General features: G+C 68.1%; 15 protein-coding genes. 12 read left to right on the forward strand and 3 right to left on the reverse strand.

Features of this window, described 5'->3' with window-relative positions; all coding sequences use genetic code 11:
* Positions 1-5 precede the first annotated feature (5 nt).
* Positions 6-959 (reverse strand): TIGR01777 family oxidoreductase, encoded by a 954-nt coding sequence (locus tag ACQFZP_RS03130; protein ID WP_211890284.1) that lies wholly within the window; start codon positions 957-959, stop codon positions 6-8.
* Between the two features lie 140 nt (positions 960-1,099).
* On the opposite strand from ACQFZP_RS03130, the gene hemW reads away from it, so the two are divergent.
* Positions 1,100-2,311, forward strand: a complete 1,212-nt coding sequence (gene hemW, locus ACQFZP_RS03135) for a radical SAM family heme chaperone HemW (RefSeq protein WP_211890285.1) — start codon at positions 1,100-1,102, stop codon at positions 2,309-2,311.
* Positions 2,312-2,323: 12 nt separating this feature from the next.
* Here the strand turns inward: hemW and ACQFZP_RS03140 are convergent, their stop codons facing one another.
* Entirely contained in the window at positions 2,324-2,896 is a 573-nt protein-coding gene (locus tag ACQFZP_RS03140) for a DUF4870 domain-containing protein (RefSeq protein WP_211890286.1), read from the reverse strand.
* A 166-nt stretch (positions 2,897-3,062) separates the two neighbouring features.
* Here ACQFZP_RS03140 and hrcA point away from each other — a divergent pair, with 166 nt between their 5' ends.
* The 11 genes from hrcA to leuA all read left to right on the forward strand — a co-directional run bounded on the left by hrcA (position 3,063) and on the right by leuA (position 13,995).
* Positions 3,063-4,094, forward strand: a complete 1,032-nt coding sequence (hrcA, locus tag ACQFZP_RS03145; protein WP_104253439.1) for a heat-inducible transcriptional repressor HrcA — start codon at positions 3,063-3,065, stop codon at positions 4,092-4,094.
* An 87-nt stretch (positions 4,095-4,181) separates the two neighbouring features.
* Entirely contained in the window at positions 4,182-5,267 is a 1,086-nt protein-coding gene (dnaJ, locus tag ACQFZP_RS03150; protein WP_104312109.1) for a molecular chaperone DnaJ, read from the forward strand.
* 1 nt (position 5,268) lies between these two features.
* A complete protein-coding gene (locus tag ACQFZP_RS03155; RefSeq protein ID WP_211890287.1) occupies positions 5,269-6,039 on the forward strand; it encodes a 16S rRNA (uracil(1498)-N(3))-methyltransferase in 771 nt (256 codons plus the stop codon).
* Positions 6,040-6,048: 9 nt separating this feature from the next.
* Entirely contained in the window at positions 6,049-6,399 is a 351-nt protein-coding gene (locus tag ACQFZP_RS03160; protein WP_104312107.1) for a histidine triad nucleotide-binding protein, read from the forward strand.
* An 88-nt stretch (positions 6,400-6,487) separates the two neighbouring features.
* Positions 6,488-7,441: a PhoH family protein gene (locus ACQFZP_RS03165; RefSeq protein WP_104312597.1), complete on the forward strand. Its 954-nt coding sequence runs from the start codon at positions 6,488-6,490 to the stop codon at positions 7,439-7,441.
* The gene (gene ybeY, locus ACQFZP_RS03170; protein WP_068480328.1) at positions 7,438-7,905 is read left to right on the forward strand and encodes an rRNA maturation RNase YbeY; all 468 of its coding nucleotides are present in this window, start codon (positions 7,438-7,440) and stop codon (positions 7,903-7,905) included. The genes ACQFZP_RS03165 and ybeY overlap by 4 nt, the downstream gene beginning before the upstream one ends.
* Positions 7,902-9,176 carry a hemolysin family protein gene (locus ACQFZP_RS03175; protein WP_104312106.1) on the forward strand — a complete coding sequence of 425 codons (1,275 nt, stop codon included), beginning with the start codon at positions 7,902-7,904 and terminating at the stop codon, positions 9,174-9,176. The genes ybeY and ACQFZP_RS03175 overlap by 4 nt, the downstream gene beginning before the upstream one ends.
* Positions 9,173-10,063 (forward strand): GTPase Era, encoded by an 891-nt coding sequence (era, locus tag ACQFZP_RS03180; RefSeq protein WP_104312105.1) that lies wholly within the window; start codon positions 9,173-9,175, stop codon positions 10,061-10,063. Before ACQFZP_RS03175 ends, era begins: the two co-directional genes overlap by 4 nt.
* Positions 10,029-11,414: a sensor histidine kinase gene (locus ACQFZP_RS03185; RefSeq protein ID WP_211890288.1), complete on the forward strand. Its 1,386-nt coding sequence runs from the start codon at positions 10,029-10,031 to the stop codon at positions 11,412-11,414. The genes era and ACQFZP_RS03185 overlap by 35 nt, the downstream gene beginning before the upstream one ends.
* Positions 11,411-12,067 carry a response regulator gene (locus ACQFZP_RS03190; RefSeq protein WP_104312103.1) on the forward strand — a complete coding sequence of 219 codons (657 nt, stop codon included), beginning with the start codon at positions 11,411-11,413 and terminating at the stop codon, positions 12,065-12,067. Before ACQFZP_RS03185 ends, ACQFZP_RS03190 begins: the two co-directional genes overlap by 4 nt.
* 155 nt (positions 12,068-12,222) lie before the next feature.
* Positions 12,223-13,995, forward strand: coding sequence for a 2-isopropylmalate synthase (gene leuA / locus ACQFZP_RS03195; protein WP_104312102.1), 1,773 nt, complete (start codon positions 12,223-12,225; stop codon positions 13,993-13,995).
* A gap of 37 nt (positions 13,996-14,032) precedes the next feature.
* Here the strand turns inward: leuA and ACQFZP_RS03200 are convergent, their stop codons facing one another.
* The gene (locus tag ACQFZP_RS03200) at positions 14,033-14,845 is read right to left on the reverse strand and encodes a trimeric intracellular cation channel family protein (protein WP_211890289.1); all 813 of its coding nucleotides are present in this window, start codon (positions 14,843-14,845) and stop codon (positions 14,033-14,035) included.
* Positions 14,846-14,892 lie beyond the last annotated feature (47 nt).

The following is a 14,892-nucleotide window of genomic DNA, read 5'->3' on the forward strand; positions in this document are numbered from 1 at the left end:
TCAGGTCAGACACCAGCCCCCGGCTCCGGCTCGAACTCAGGAGACTTCAGCGCGAGCTCCACGGCTTGCGTGGCGGTGCGGTCCTTGAACGCGAATCCGGCGTCGAGGAGGCGCTTCGGACGGATCTGCTGGTCGGCGAGGAACAGCTCGCGGCCGGCTTTCTGCAGGGTGAGGTCGATGAGGGTCGACGGCGCCTTCAGCTTGTAGGGGCGACCAAGCTCGGTCGCCAGCTGCTGCTGGATCTCGTCGGCCGTCGCGGGGGTGGGACCGACCAGGTTGTAGGCGCCTTGCGCGTCGTCGGATTCGAGCAGGAACCTGAGGGCGCGCACCTCGTCGCGCAGGCTGACCCACGGCCAGTGCTGCGTGCCGTCACCCAGCTGGGAGAGGAGCCCGACGCTCGCCAGCGTCTTGAGGACCGTGAGGACTCCGCCGCGGCCCAGTACGAGCCCCGTGCGCGCGAGCACCACCCTGGTGCCCTCCGGCGCCGTCTGCGCCGCTCGCTCCCACCGGTCGACGACGCGGGGCAGGAACTCGTCGGTCTCCGGAAGCAGGGAGTCCTCGTCGAGGACCTGACCTGGCCGGTCGCCGTACGCGCCGGACGCCGAGCCATTGATGAGCAGGGTCGGCGGGTTCGCCGACGCGGCCATCGCACCAGTGATCGTGAGCGTGGCATTCACGCGCGACCGGAGGATCTCCTTCTTCACGTTGTAGGTCCACGGGAGCTTGCTGAGCGGTGACCCCGAGAGATTCACCACCGCGTCCACCCCGTCGAGCACCCTCGCGTCGAGGGTGCGCTGCGCGGGGTTCCACCGGAACTCGGTGCTGTCCTTCGGCTCGCGCCTGACGAGCCGCGTGACACGGTGGCCGTGCGCGTGGAGTTCCTCGATCAGGCTGTGGCCGATCATGCCGGATGCCCCGGAGACGAGAACGTGCTTATGGGAGGTCGCCTGGCTGCTCATGACTGAGACGGTAGTCCCCTCAGTTGGGCGGGAGCGCAACGCACGGTGGGGCTCGGGTGATGTGGCGACAGAAACCGCCTAGGCTGTCCGGGTGCATCACGAGACTCGCGCCCCGAGCTGGGCCAAGCTGAACGGCCATCTTGGCGCCTAGCGCCCTGCCTCTTGGCGAGCCTGTCCCGCCGAGCGGCGAGCTCCCGGCTCAGGCTCTCATCGGCGCCGAAGCACGCGACTTCGGCGTGTACATCCACGTTCCCTTCTGCCGTGTCAGGTGCGGGTACTGCGACTTCAACACGTACACGGCCGAGGAGCTCGGCGGGGTGTCTCGCTCGAGCTACGCGGGTGAGGTCGAGAAGGAGATGGCGATCGCGGAGCGCGTTCTCACAGGATCGCCCCGCCAGGTCTCGACCGTCTTCTTCGGCGGTGGGACGCCGACCCTCCTGCCGGTCAGCGACCTCGCGGCGATGCTCGATGGCGTTCGGAGCCGCTGGGGCCTCGCCCCTGACGCCGAGGTGACGGTCGAGGCGAACCCGGACTCCGTCGGCGAACGTGAACTCGCGCAGCTGCGCGAGGCCGGCGTGACCCGCGTGAGCTTCGGGATGCAGTCGGCGGTCCCGCATGTGCTGGCCGTGCTCGAGCGCACGCACGACCCCGCCCGCATCCCGATCGTGGTCGCTGCCGCCAAGAGGGTTGGGCTCGAGCCGAGTCTCGATCTCATCTACGGCACGCCAGGGGAGTCGCTCGAGGACTGGCGCCGTTCGCTCGACATGGCCCTCGAGCAGGAGCCGCTCCACGTGAGCGCGTACGCCCTCATCATCGAGGACGGCACGAAGCTCGCCAGGCAGATTCGCCGCGGTGAGGTGCCCGCCGTCGACGACGACCTGCAAGCGGACATGTACGAGCTCGCGGAGGAGCGCTTGGCTTCGGCCGGCTTCGAGTGGTACGAGGTCAGCAACTGGTCGCTGCGAGGCGAGCATCCGTCGCGCCACAACCTGTCCTACTGGCGCGACGCCGACTGGTGGGGCTTCGGACCGGGAGCGCACAGCCATGTCGGCGGAGTGCGCTGGTGGAACGCGAAGCACCCGAGCGCGTACGCGTCGAGGCTCGCCGACGGCATCACCCCGGCCATGGGGCGGGAGGTGCTCGACGAGGACACGAAGCGGTTCGAGCGCATCATGCTCGGGTCACGACTCCGCGAAGGGCTCGCGATCTCCGAGCTCGAGGATTCCAGTGTGGTCGCCGAGCTCATCGCCGAGTCGCTCGTCGACGGCAGGGCGGCGCTGCAGGGGAGGCTCGTGCCCACGCTGCGGGGCCGCCTCATGGCGGATGCGATCGTCAGGCGCATCGCCGTCTGAGACGTGCCCTCGTCAGCTGACGAACCGGAAGGTCACCGGGTAGCGGTACGGTCGGCCCTGATTGGCCTGCACTGCACCGAGGATCGCGTACACGACGACGGCGACCCAGAGCAGCGGGTACAGCAGTGGCACGAGCAGTGCCAACGGTCCGCCGAACAGGGACAGCAGCGAGATGACCCCGATGCCGACGTAGATGATCGCGACGGTGATGCCGAAGTTGAGGGCTTCACGGCCCTCGCTGTTGGCGAGTGGGCCGCGTCGCCTCGTCACGAGCCAGAGGATCAGTGGGCCGACAGCGGGCGCGACGATGTTGAGCAGGTGATCGAACGTCGCGACGAGGCGGTCCCCGTCCGCCGTCAGCGGCGGTTCCGAGCTCGTGGCACCGCTCGAGTGCGGCCCGGCCTGCTGCTGGCCGTACTGCGGCTGACTGTACTGGGGCTGCTGTCCGTATGGCGCCTGCTGTCCGAATGGGGGCTGCTGCCCGTATGGGGGCTGCTGCCCGTACGGGCCGGGCTGGCTGTACGGCTGGTGCTGAGCAGGATCCTCATTCCCAGACTGCGGGTTCGGTGCGTTGTGATCGGACATGGGATTCCTCTCGACGGTTTTCACCCAGGCTATTTCGGTTGCTCGGTGACGGCCTGGGCATTCTGCCCCTGCCGTCGACCGAACGCGGTAGGATTGGCAGTCTCTGACTGGGAGTGCCAGATGGGCGCCCCGTCGAGGGCCAGCGGTCGGAAGCGGAAGGGGCATCGTGGTTTCGGACAGAAGCATGCAGGTGCTCCGAGTCATCGTCACCGACTACGTGACGAGCCGAGAGCCCGTCGGCTCGAAGTCGATCGCCGACCGTCACGACTTCGGCGTCTCAGCCGCGACCATCCGCAACGACATGGCGCAGCTCGAGGACGCGGAGCTCATCGTCGCCCCGCACACGTCCTCCGGGCGCATCCCGACGGACAAGGGCTACCGGCTCTTCGTCGACCGGCTTGCCGAGTTCCGACCGCTCTCGGGTGCGCAGCGACGCGCGATCGAGACCTTCATCGAGGGCAGCGAGGACGTCGACGAGGTGCTCGGGCGTTCGGTGCGCCTGCTCGCCCAGCTGACGAACTCCGTGGCGATCGCGCAGTACCCGTCGCTCGCGAACGCGTCGATCCAGCACGTCGAGTTCGTGCTGCTCTCGAGCAGGCGGGTGCTCACCGTCCTCATCACCGACTCTGGCCGCGTCGAGCAGCGCATCGGGCATCTCGGGGCTGAGGTGAGTGTCGAGCAGCTTCACGTGCTCCGCGATCGCCTCGCGGGTCGCCTCGTCGGCCGGACCGTCGCGCACGCATCCACTGAGCTGAGGGACGTGAGCGGCATCATGGGGGAGCAGGACGCGGAGCTCTTCGCGCCCGTCGTGGCCAACCTGCTCGAGCTCGTGCTCGCGCATCGCCAAGAGCGCCTCGTCATGGCAGGGACCGCCAACCTCGCCCGAACGGAACGCGACTTCCCCTCGAGCATCCTCCCGGTGCTCGAGGCGATCGAGGAGCAGGTCGTGCTGCTGCGCCTGCTCGACGAGCTCCACTCCAGCACCGAGGCCTACTCGGTCAGCATCGGCCAGGAGAACGTCGACCTCGGCCTCGGCGAGACGGCCATCCTGACCAGCGGATATCGCAGCTCTGGCAGCGATGCGCGCCTCGGGGTGGTGGGACCGACGAGAATGGACTACCCGCGGAATATCCAGGCCGTGCGGGTCGTTGCGAGTTACCTGTCACGGGTGCTCGACGAAAGACACCTGGACGCCTGACCGACACCGACCGGCTCGCCGGCGGTTGCACCCGGTGCCTGACAACACAGGCACACATTCACAGATGCAAAGAAGGAGTCGCCACTCTTGGCAGACCACTACGACGTGCTCGGCGTGAGCCGCGAGGCGTCCCAGGACGAGATCAAGAAGGCCTACCGCAAGCTGGCCCGCCAGCTGCACCCGGACGTCAACCCGTCCGCGGACGCCGCGGAGCGCTTCAAGTCCGTCACGCACGCCTACGACACGCTCAGCGACACCGAGCGACGCAGACAGTACGACCAGGGCGGACCGGACGGGCAGTCCTTCGGTGGCTTCGGGGACATCTTCGAGACCTTCTTCGGGCAGCAGGGTTCCCGGGGTCCGCGGTCGCGGGCAGAGCGTGGTCAGGATGCGCTGGTTCGCGTCGAGCTGGACCTCGACGAGGTCATGTTCGGCACGCACCGCGACCTCGAGGTCACCACTGCGGTCGCCTGCGAGAACTGCCAGGGAACGTGCTGCGCTCCGGGCACCTCGCCGACGACGTGCTCGGCATGCGGGGGAGCCGGTTCGGTCCAGCGCCAGGTGCGCTCCATCCTGGGCATGGTCGTCACGAACCAGCCGTGCGCGCAGTGCCGCGGCTACGGAACCGTCATCGAGCACCCGTGCGAGACGTGCCATGGCCAGGGACGCGTGCGCGCCAACGTGAGCATTCCCGTCGACATCCCCTCCGGCGTCGACTCCGGCTTGCGCATCCACCTTCCCGGCCGAGGCGAAGCCGGCCCGGCTGGCGGAGCGAACGGCGACCTCTACCTGGAGATCCGGGTCCGACCGCACGAGGTCTTCTCTCGTGACGGCGACGACCTGCAGTGCGTCATCGAGGTGTCGATGGCTGACGCGATCCTCGGCACCTCGACCACGGTCGGCGCCCTTGACGGCGATGTCGACCTGCAGATCCCGGCCGGCGTTCAGTCGGGCGAGGTCCTCACCGTTCGCGGTCGTGGGATCACGCGTCTGCGCTCGACGCACCGAGGCGACCTCGACATCGCGGTGCAGGTCGTGACGCCCGCGAAGCTCGACGGGAAGTCGCGCAAGCTGATCGAGGAGTTCGCGACCCGTCATCGTCACGAGGCACCGCGCCTCGCGCGCGAGAAGCAGGGGATGTTCTCGAAGCTCCGCGACCGATTCGGCCGCTGACATGGCCTGGCTCTACCTCGTTGAGGACCTCGACGAGGCGCTTCGTGCGGGCGACGTCACGCAGGTCCGCGGGGCGGAGGCCAAGCACATGGGCGTCGCGCGCATGCGCGTGGGCGAGCACCTGCAGCTCGGCAACGGGCGCGGCTTCGTCGTCGACGGCGAGCTCGCCGCACTCGAACGCGACCTGGCGGTCGTGAACGTCCTCCGGGCCAGCCGGGTTCCAGAGCCCGAGCCCCGAGTCGTCGTCGTGCAGGCGCTGGCGAAAGCCGGACGGGACGATCTCGCGGTTCAGGTGGCCACAGAGCTCGGCGCCGCGGCCTTCGTCCCCTGGCAGGCGAAGCGCAGCGTGAGTCGCTGGGACCAGAAGGCGGAGAAGGGCCGAGAGCGCTGGGCCGCCGTCGCCAGGGAGGCCAGCAAGCAGAGCCTGTCGCCGTGGGTTCCCGACGTCGCTGCTCTGCACTCGACGGCACAGGTCGCTGGGCTCGCCGCGGAAGGTCCGCTGCTGGTGCTCGACCCTCTCGGCGACATCTCGCTGAGAGACGCGCTCGAGGAGCGTCCAACCGCGGGTCTGGGGCGGCTGACGCTCGTCGTCGGCCCTGAAGGCGGGATCGACAGCAGCGAGTTCGAGACGTTCGAGGCTGCCGGCGGTCGCCGCGTGCATCTCGGCGCCTCCGTCCTGCGGACCTCGAGTGCGGCTCCAGCCGCCATCGCCGCGATCCTCGCCCTGAGCGGCTCGTGGGACTCGCGGCTCCGCTCGGGCGCCGAGTCGTAGGCTGGCTGCATGTCGAGTTCAGAGCCGTCCATCTTCACGCGCATCATCAACCGCGAGATCCCAGCCGACATCGTCTTCGAGTCGGAGCGGGTCATCGCGTTCAAGGACATCAGCCCGAAGGCACCCGTGCACCTCCTGGTCGTCCCGAAGACTCAGGAGTACGCGAACGTCTCCCAGCTGGCAGCCGGAGACCCCGAGCTGCTCGCCGAGGTCGTCGCCGTCGCCCAGGGGCTCGCCGACCAGCACACGGACAGCGAGTTCCGCCTCGTCTTCAACTCGGGAGCGGCCGCGGGCCAGACCGTCTTCCACGTACACGCCCACGTCCTCGGCGGAGGACTCTCGGAAGGATCCCTTGCCTAGTCAAGACAGTTCATCGACCCGCGGCGCCGAGCAATCGGGCGTCGAGGACGACTTCGTCGAGCAGACCACGACGGTGGAGGGGGTCGCCATGGTGCGTCTCCTCGGACCGGGGGACCGGCTGCTCAAGTCAGTGGAGCGCGAGCATCCACGCGTGCGGGTGCTCGCCCGCGGCAACGAGATCACCTTCAGTGGGCAGCGCGGCGACGTCGCGGCCGCTGAGGCGCTCCTGCGCGAGATCACCGAGATGGCCAGGAGCGGCGTCGACCTCGAGCCCGCCCAGGTCGAGCGCTCGCAGCGTCTCATCGATCGCGGCGAGGAGACCCCGACCGACGTCCTCGGACAGGCGATCGTCCAGTCCCGCGGCAAGATCATCCGCCCGAAGACGCTCGGCCAGAAGCAGTATGTGGATGCGATCGACGACAACACGATCGTCTTCGGCATCGGACCGGCGGGAACCGGCAAGACCTACCTGGCGATGGCGAAGGCTGTCCAGGCCCTGCAGCGCAAGGAGGTCACCCGGATCATCCTGACTCGCCCTGCCGTCGAGGCTGGCGAGCGGCTCGGATACCTGCCCGGCACGCTCAACGACAAGATCGACCCGTACCTGCGCCCGCTCTTCGACGCGCTCAACGAGATGCTCGACCCTGAAGTGGTCGTCAAGCTCATGGCGAGCGGCACGATCGAGGTCGCTCCCCTCGCGTACATGCGCGGACGCACACTCAACGACGCGTTCGTCGTGCTCGACGAGGCGCAGAACACGACGCCAGAGCAGATGAAGATGTTCCTCACGAGGCTCGGGTTCGGCTCGAAGATGGTCGTCACGGGCGACATCACACAGCTCGACCTGCCGATGGGGGCCTCCGGCCTGAAGCTCGTCACGCACGTGCTCGGCGGTATCGACGAGGTGCACTTCTCGCACCTGACGAGCGACGACGTCGTCAGGCACACCCTCGTGGCGCGCATCGTCGACGCCTACACCGAGTACGACCAGAAGAAACAGGCCGACGATCACCGTCGCCGGGACAGGAACGAGGGCCGATGAGCATCGAGGTCAACAACGAGGCCAGCTACGAGGTCGACGAGGGTGCCCTGCAGCGTGTCGCGGCGTACGCGCTCGACCAGCTGCATGTCCACGCCGAGTCTGAGCTCGCCATCGTTCTCGTCGAGGTCGGTCCCATGGAGGAGCTGCACGTGCAGTGGATGGGCGAGCCCGGTCCGACCGACGTGCTGAGCTTCCCCATGGACGAGCTCCGGCCAGGCAACGTCGACAGGCAGACTCCTCCGGGGCTCCTGGGCGACATCGTGCTGTGCCCGCAGGTCGCCACGGATCAGGCCAAGGCCGCGGGACACTCCATGATGGACGAGCTGCTGCTGCTGACGACGCACGGCGTCCTCCACCTCCTGGGCTTCGATCACGCCGAGCCCGAGGAGGAGAAGCAGATGTTCGGGCTCCAGCGCGACATCCTCGTCGGCTTCCACCTCCAGGAGAGGAAGCGCGCCAGATGACCGCGGTTCTGCTCGTCGCCGCCATCGTCCTGATGGTGGCGCTGAGCGGACTGCTCGCCGCAACTGAAGCGGTCATCGCTCGCCTCTCCCGGCCCGAGCTCGAGCAGGTGGCGGCTGGGAGCCGCGCACGGCGCTCCATCGAGGCCATCGCCGCCGATCCAGGCGCGCACAGCAACGCGCTGACCTTCGCGCGCGTCCTGTTCGAGAGCATGTCCGCGGTGCTCGTGACGCTCATCCTGACCGACCTCTTCGACGTCAGGTGGCAGGCGTTCCTCGTCTCCGTGGCCATCATGATCCTGGTGTCGTTCATCATCGCGGGGACCAGCCCGAGAAGCGTCGCCCGCGCGCATCCGCAGCAGGTCATGAGCTTCGCCGCGCCGATCGCACGCGCCGTCCGGGTGGTCATCGGGCCGGTCGCAGACCTTCTTGTCGTGCTCGGCGACCGGGTGACTCCTGGACGACCACAGCGCATCGGCTCGGTCTCCAGCGAAGAGGAGCTGCTCAACATGGTCGACGAGGCCGCCGACCTCAAGGTGCTCGAGCACGGCGACCGCGAGCTCATCCACTCCGTCTTCGAGTTCTCCGACCGGCTCGTCCGCGAGGTCATGGTCGCCCGCACGGACATGGTGACGATCGACGGCGACGAGGGCGTCAGAGACGCACTCGAGCAGTTCCTCGAGACCGGCATCTCCCGCGCCCCCGTCGTGGGGCGCGACAGCGACGACATTCTCGGAGTGCTCTATCTGAAGGACCTCGTGCGGCAGTCGCTGCAGGAGGAGAACCGGTCGAAGCCCGCCGTGGAGCTGGCGCGCCAGGCAGACTTCGTTCCTGAGTCACTCCGCGCCGATCTGCTGCTGCGGCGCATGCAGGCCTCCGCGACCCACCTCTCCATGGTCGTCGACGAGTACGGCGGTATCGCGGGCCTCGTCACCCTGGAGGATCTCATCGAGGAGCTCGTCGGCGAGATCAGCGACGAGTACGATCGACCGGGCGACGAACCACGAAAGCTGCTCGACGGCGGCTACCGGGTCTCCTCCCGGCTCGCTACCGGCGAGCTCGGAGACCTCTTCGACATCGACCTCGAGTTCGATGACGTCGACTCCGTGGGCGGCCTGCTCGCGAAGTCGCTGTCGAAGATCCCCGAGCGCGGGGACAGGGCGGTCGTCGACGGCATCGAGCTCGTCGCCGAGCGCGTCGGCCCCCGCAAGCGCATCCTCACCGTCCTGGCGCGTCGCCTGGAACCACTTCAAGAGTCAGGAATCGAAGCATGACGAACTACCGAGCAGGATTCGTGACCTTCGTGGGTCGCCCGAACGTCGGGAAGTCGACCCTGACGAACGCGCTGGTCGGCGAGAAGATCGCCATCATCTCGGACAAGCCCCAGACGACCCGCCGGGCCGTTCGAGGTATCGTCCACCGTGAGGACGGCCAGGTCATCATCGTCGACACGCCTGGAATGCATCGCCCGCGCACGCTGCTCGGCGAGCGTCTCAACGACGTCGTGCACGCGACGCTCGCCGAGGTTGACGTCATCGGATTCTGCGTCCCGGCGAACGAGCCGGTCGGCCCGGGGGACCGCTTCATCAACGAGCAGCTCGAGGAGGCTCCGAAGGCGCGCAAGATCGCCATCGTCACGAAGGCAGAGACGGTGAGCCGCGACGTCCTCGCGGCGCGCCTCGTCGACGTGCAGGGCCTCCGCGAATGGGACGACATCGTGCCGGTCTCGGCGGCCGAGGACATCCAGCTCGACACGCTGACCGGCATCATCCTCGCGCTCCTCCCGGAATCGGAACCGCTCTACCCGAGCGATATGAAGACCGAGGAGTCGTTCGAGCAGCGCGCAGCCGAGCTCGTCCGCGAGGCCGCCCTCGAGGGTGTGCACGACGAGCTCCCGCACTCGATCGCCGTCACCGTCGAGGAGATCGTCACCCGCGACGACGGCGTGACCCGCGAGCTCTACGTCAACATCGTCGTCGAGCGCGACAGCCAGAAGGGCATCATCATCGGGCGCGGCGGGGAACGGCTCAAGCGCATCCGCGAGCAGGCGCAACGGGAGATCTCGCAGATCACCGAGGGACGCGTCATCGTCTCGATCCGCGTGAAGGTGGCGAAGGAGTGGCAGCGTGACCCGAAGCAGCTCGGACGCCTCGGTTTCTGAGACGGCCAGCCCGGCTGCCCGGTCGGTGGAGCCGAAGAAGCGGGAATCGCTGCTCGCCGCGGTGACACGCCTCTGGACGCAGCACACCCACCGCCTGACCTGGCTCCAGTGGGTGACCGACATCATCCTCGGTGTGCTCTTCGCCGTCAGCCTGGGGCTGCCGTTCGATTACGACGCGTCGAACGGCACCACCCTGACCTGGCTGCTGCTGCCCTCCTGGGTGCTCTTCACGGTCGCCATCATCCTCCGCCGCTACGCTCCGTGGCCGAGCTTCCTCATCGTCGTGCTGGCGGCTCTGCTGAAGTCGATCTTCGCGTTCGGGCCCCATCCGCAGGACGTGGCGATCTACCTCAGCATCTACGCTGCCGTCGCGTACGGAAGCCGAGCGCTGCTTGTCACCTCCGGCGCCTACGGGATCATCGCGCCCACCCTCATCGTCGCCTTGATGCCGCATTGGGACCCCGGCACCTTCACCTGGGCATCGATCGCGTCGAATCTCGACGGAAGCAGAGACGAGTTCCTCCTCTCGGCGGCCCTCATCTGGCTTCTGTTCGTGGGGGCTGGCGTCGTCGCCTGGCTGGCCGGGCTGCTGCGCCGCATGCACCTGAGGGCGCAGGAGGTCAAGAACCGCGCGGCCATCACCGAGCTGGAGCGCCTGCGCGCGAAGGAGCAGCTGACGGCGGAGCAGGAGCGCTCGCAGATCGCTCGCGACATGCACGACGTGGTCGCGCATTCGCTCGCCGTCGTCGTCGCGCAGGCCGATGGCGCCAGATACGCGATGAAGAGCAGCCCGGAAGCTGCGGAAGCCGCCCTCGTGACGATCTCGTCGACGGCGAGGAGCGCCCTCGTCGACGTCCGAGGACTCCTCGGGCAGCTGCGTCACAGCCAGGAGGCGGGCCCCGAGCCGGGGCTCGATGAGCTTCCAGCTCTCTACTCCCGAATGCGCGCCGCGGGCCTCGACCTGCAGCTCGAGACCCGCGGGCAGCCTGGGACGCTCTCGACGCAGGCGCAGGGCGCGGTCTTCCGCCTGCTGCAGGAGTCGCTCACGAACGTCCTCAAGCATGGCGATGCGACGCAGCAGGTCGTCGTCCGGTTGAGCTGGGGGCAGGTCTTCGAGGTCACCATCGTGAACGCCATCGCCGACCCGCCCCGTCCGCGGACCGACACGGGACACGGTCTCATCGGCATGGCCGAGCGCATCGGCATAGCAGGCGGTAACGTGCAGGCAGAGCGACTGGGTGGGCAGTTCCGCGTCCATGCCTGGCTGCCGCTCGCTTCAGCACAGCCGACCGGCATGGGAGAGCTCGAGGGCGACCGTGCCCGCACGACAACCGAGAGGCAGGACCTGTGACCAGCAGTCAGATCACCGTCGCGCTCGTCGACGACCAGCCTCTGTTCCGCAGCGGCATCAGGATGCTCATCGAGAGCCAGGACGACATGCGCTTCATCGGGGAGGCCAGCGACGGGGCCGCCGGGGTAGCGCTTGCGAAGGCGCTGAAGCCGGACGTGATGCTCATGGATGTGCGCATGCCGGGTCAAGACGGGCTCGAGTCCACGAAGCAGATCGTCGCGAGCGGCTCGGCGACGCGCATCCTCGTCCTCACGACGTTCGACCTCGACGAGGCCGTCGCGAAGGCCGTCGGCGCGGGCGCCAGCGGCTTCCTGCTGAAGGACGCCGACCCCGAGTTCCTCCTCGCCGCGGTTCGCACGGTCAACACCGGCGCGGAGGTCTTCGCGGCTCAGGCCACGGCTGACCTCATCCGTCGGTACTCCGCAGCGGTCCCAGAGGCGGTGGCTGTCCCAGAGCGCTACCTGACCCTCACGGAACGTGAGCGGGAGATGTTCGCGCTCGCCTCGCGGGGCCTCTCGAACGGGGAGATCGCGCGGCAGGAGTTCCTCAGCGAGGCGACGGTGAAGACGCACATCTCGCGGGTGCTCGCGAAACTCGGGCTGCGGGATCGCGTGCAGCTCGTCGTCTTCGCCTACGAGCACGGACTCAACTGATCGAGCAAGTGAGCGAGTGCCTCGGTGTTACGCTGTGACCATGCTGTTCGGCACGCTCCTTCTTCGCTGCCGCGGCGAGGCTTCGCTCTAAGCCCCCCTCGCCGCGGAGTCTGCTGTCGGCTTAGCACGTCTCGAAGCCAATCTCGGAGCCAAAAATGAAGAACATGCAGCAGCCGTCGTCGATGCCAGCGCATCGCTATGTCCCGCACCACGAGCAGATCACCGTCGAGCTGCCCGACCGCACCTGGCCGTCGAAGCGCATCGAGCGCGCACCCCGCTGGTGCGCCGTCGACCTGCGCGATGGGAACCAGGCCCTCATCGACCCGATGTCGCCCGAGCGCAAGCGTGCGCTCTTCGACCTCCTGGTCCGCATGGGCTACAAGGAGATCGAGGTGGGCTTCCCGTCGGCCAGCCAGACCGACTTCGACTTCGTGCGTTCGCTCATCGAAGAGAACGTCATTCCCGACGACGTGACGATCCAGGTGCTGACGCAGGCCCGCGGCCACCTCATCACGCGCACCTTCGAGTCCCTCAAGGGCGCCAAGCAGGCAATCGTCCACCTCTACAACTCCACCAGCGTGCTGCAGCGTGAGGTCGTCTTCCGCAAGGATCGCCAGGGCATCATCGACATCGCGCTCGAGGGTGTGCGCCTCTGCCGCGAGGCCGAGGCGATCGTGCCAGACACGAAGATCTACTACGAGTACTCCCCGGAGAGCTACACGGGCACCGAGCTCGACTTCGCCGTCGACATCTGCAACCAGGTCATCGAGGGCTTCGACGCGAGCCCCGAGCGTCCGGTCATCATCAACCTGCCGGCGACCGTCGAGATGTCGACCCCGAACGTGTACGCGGACTCGATCGAGTGGATGCACCGCAACCTGGCCCGGCGCGAGAGCGTCGTGCTCTCCCTCCACCCGCACAACGACCGGGGCACCGGCGTCGCGGCAGCCGAGCTCGGCTACCTCGCCGGGGCCGACCGCATCGAAGGCTGCCTCTTCGGCAACGGCGAGCGCACGGGCAACGTGGACCTGGTGACGCTCGGCGTCAACATGTTCACGCAGGGTGTCGACCCGCAGATCGACTTCTCCGACATCGACGGCATCCGACGCACGGTCGAGTACTGCACGCAGCTCCCGGTGGGCGAGCGTGCGCCGTGGGGCGGGGACCTGGTCTACACGGCCTTCTCCGGCTCGCATCAGGACGCCATCAAGAAGGGGTTCGAGGCGATGGCCGCAAAGGCCGAAGCCCTCGGGGTCTCCGTCGAAGAGCTGACCTGGGAGGTCCCGTACCTGCCCGTCGACCCGCGCGACCTCGGCCGCAGCTACGAGGCGGTCATCCGCGTCAACTCGCAGTCGGGCAAGGGCGGTGTCGCGTACCTGCTCAAGGAGCACCACAACCTGGACCTGCCGCGTCGCCTGCAGATCGAGTTCTCCGGCGTCGTGCAGAACAAGACCGACTCCGAAGGTGGAGAGGTCTCGACCGACGCCATCTGGCGCATCTTCAACGACGAGTACCTGCCAGCGGAGAGCGAGCAGCACAAGTGGGGCCGCTTCGAGCTGTTCCGCACCGCGACGAGCTCCGCGCTCGACGGCGCGGTCGACCTCAGCGTCTCGCTGCGAGACGGGACCGCGGTCGAGGACCACGCGTCCAAGGGGAACGGTCCGCTCGACGCCTTCATGAAGCTGCTCGGTGAGCAGGGTCTGCAGGTCGAGCTGCTCGACTACGTCGAGCATGCGCTCTCGGTCGGCGGCGACGCTCGTGCCGCTGCCTACATCGAGCTCGACGTCGCCGGCGTGCGCCTGTGGGGTGTCGGCATCGACAGCGACATCTCGACCGCCTCGCTCAAGGCCATCGTGTCGGGCGTCAACCGCGCGCTGCGCGGGCAGACCGAGGCCGAGCTGGACGCGCAGCTGACGACCGTCGCGTAGGCGCGACCACCAAGGAGGGCGGGCGCCCGACCGGAGCTCACTCCGAGTCCGGGTCGCTCGCCCTCTTCTGCTCGTGGTTGGCCCGCTTCTCCTCGAGGACTGCGATGGGGCGCGTGTCCAGGGCGTGGAAGCCCGACGCCTCGAGGATCTCCCGGTCGGTGAACGGCCGCTCCCGCTCGGTCTTCCCCGTGCGCGCAGATCGTCGGAACCGGGGCATCCGCAGCGCTATCTGCTCAGGAAGGCTGAGTCCGAACCAGACACTCGCCATGCGCACTGCGAACGTCACCGCGACGCAGATCACGATGCCGATGATCTGGGAGACGCCGAGGTAGTCGGCGAGCACGAACGCGGCGCTTCCCGCCGTTGCCGCGATCGCGTACAGCGAGCCGACGAAGAGGATGCCGACGGGCATTCCGAGCAGCATGTCCCGAACCACGCCGCCGCCGGCTGCGGTGACGGTGCCCACGAGCAGCGTCGGCAGGATGGGGAGCTCGAAGTTCATCGCCTTCAGGGTGCCGACCGCGCAGAAGAACCCGAGCGCGGCGGCATCGAGCACCGACACGAGTCCGTCCATTCGTCGCAGCACGCGCTGCAGCAGCATCCCTCCGAGCGCCGCCGCTCCGGCCGTGAACAGGAACCACTCGGTCTCCATGCTCACCGGGCGGATGCCGAGCAGGAGGTCGCGGATGATGCCCCCGCCGAGACCGACCGTGATGCCGATGATCACGACCCCGAGCCAGTCGAGCTTCTTGTCGCGGAACTGCTCCGCGACCATGGCCGCCGTGATGGCGCCGATAGCGATGGCGGTGAGGTCCAGCCAGAGGGGGAGCGTCGTGGCGGGCGAGTCCATGGACTCAATGCTCGCACAGCACCGTCATCGGCTCGGTCACGCGTGGT

It is taken from the genome of Pseudoclavibacter sp. Marseille-Q434 (genome assembly GCF_050315415.1).
Classification (GTDB): Bacteria; Actinomycetota; Actinomycetes; order Actinomycetales; family Microbacteriaceae; genus Pseudoclavibacter.

What these genes read in the sequence shown, in the direction of transcription:
- ACQFZP_RS03130 (WP_211890284.1), bottom strand. Translation starts at nt 959, where the DNA reads ATGAGCAGCCAGGCGACCTCCCATAAGCACGTTCTCGTCTCCGGGGCA.
- ACQFZP_RS03140 (WP_211890286.1), bottom strand. Translation starts at nt 2,896, where the DNA reads ATGTCCGATCACAACGCACCGAACCCGCAGTCTGGGAATGAGGATCCT.
- ACQFZP_RS03155 (WP_211890287.1), top strand. Translation starts at nt 5,269, where the DNA reads ATGGCCTGGCTCTACCTCGTTGAGGACCTCGACGAGGCGCTTCGTGCG.
- ACQFZP_RS03160 (WP_104312107.1), top strand. Translation starts at nt 6,049, where the DNA reads ATGTCGAGTTCAGAGCCGTCCATCTTCACGCGCATCATCAACCGCGAG.
- ACQFZP_RS03165 (WP_104312597.1), top strand. Translation starts at nt 6,488, where the DNA reads ATGGTGCGTCTCCTCGGACCGGGGGACCGGCTGCTCAAGTCAGTGGAG.
- ybeY (WP_068480328.1), top strand. Translation starts at nt 7,438, where the DNA reads ATGAGCATCGAGGTCAACAACGAGGCCAGCTACGAGGTCGACGAGGGT.
- ACQFZP_RS03175 (WP_104312106.1), top strand. Translation starts at nt 7,902, where the DNA reads ATGACCGCGGTTCTGCTCGTCGCCGCCATCGTCCTGATGGTGGCGCTG.
- era (WP_104312105.1), top strand. Translation starts at nt 9,173, where the DNA reads ATGACGAACTACCGAGCAGGATTCGTGACCTTCGTGGGTCGCCCGAAC.
- leuA (WP_104312102.1), top strand. Translation starts at nt 12,223, where the DNA reads ATGAAGAACATGCAGCAGCCGTCGTCGATGCCAGCGCATCGCTATGTC.
- ACQFZP_RS03200 (WP_211890289.1), bottom strand. Translation starts at nt 14,845, where the DNA reads ATGGACTCGCCCGCCACGACGCTCCCCCTCTGGCTGGACCTCACCGCC.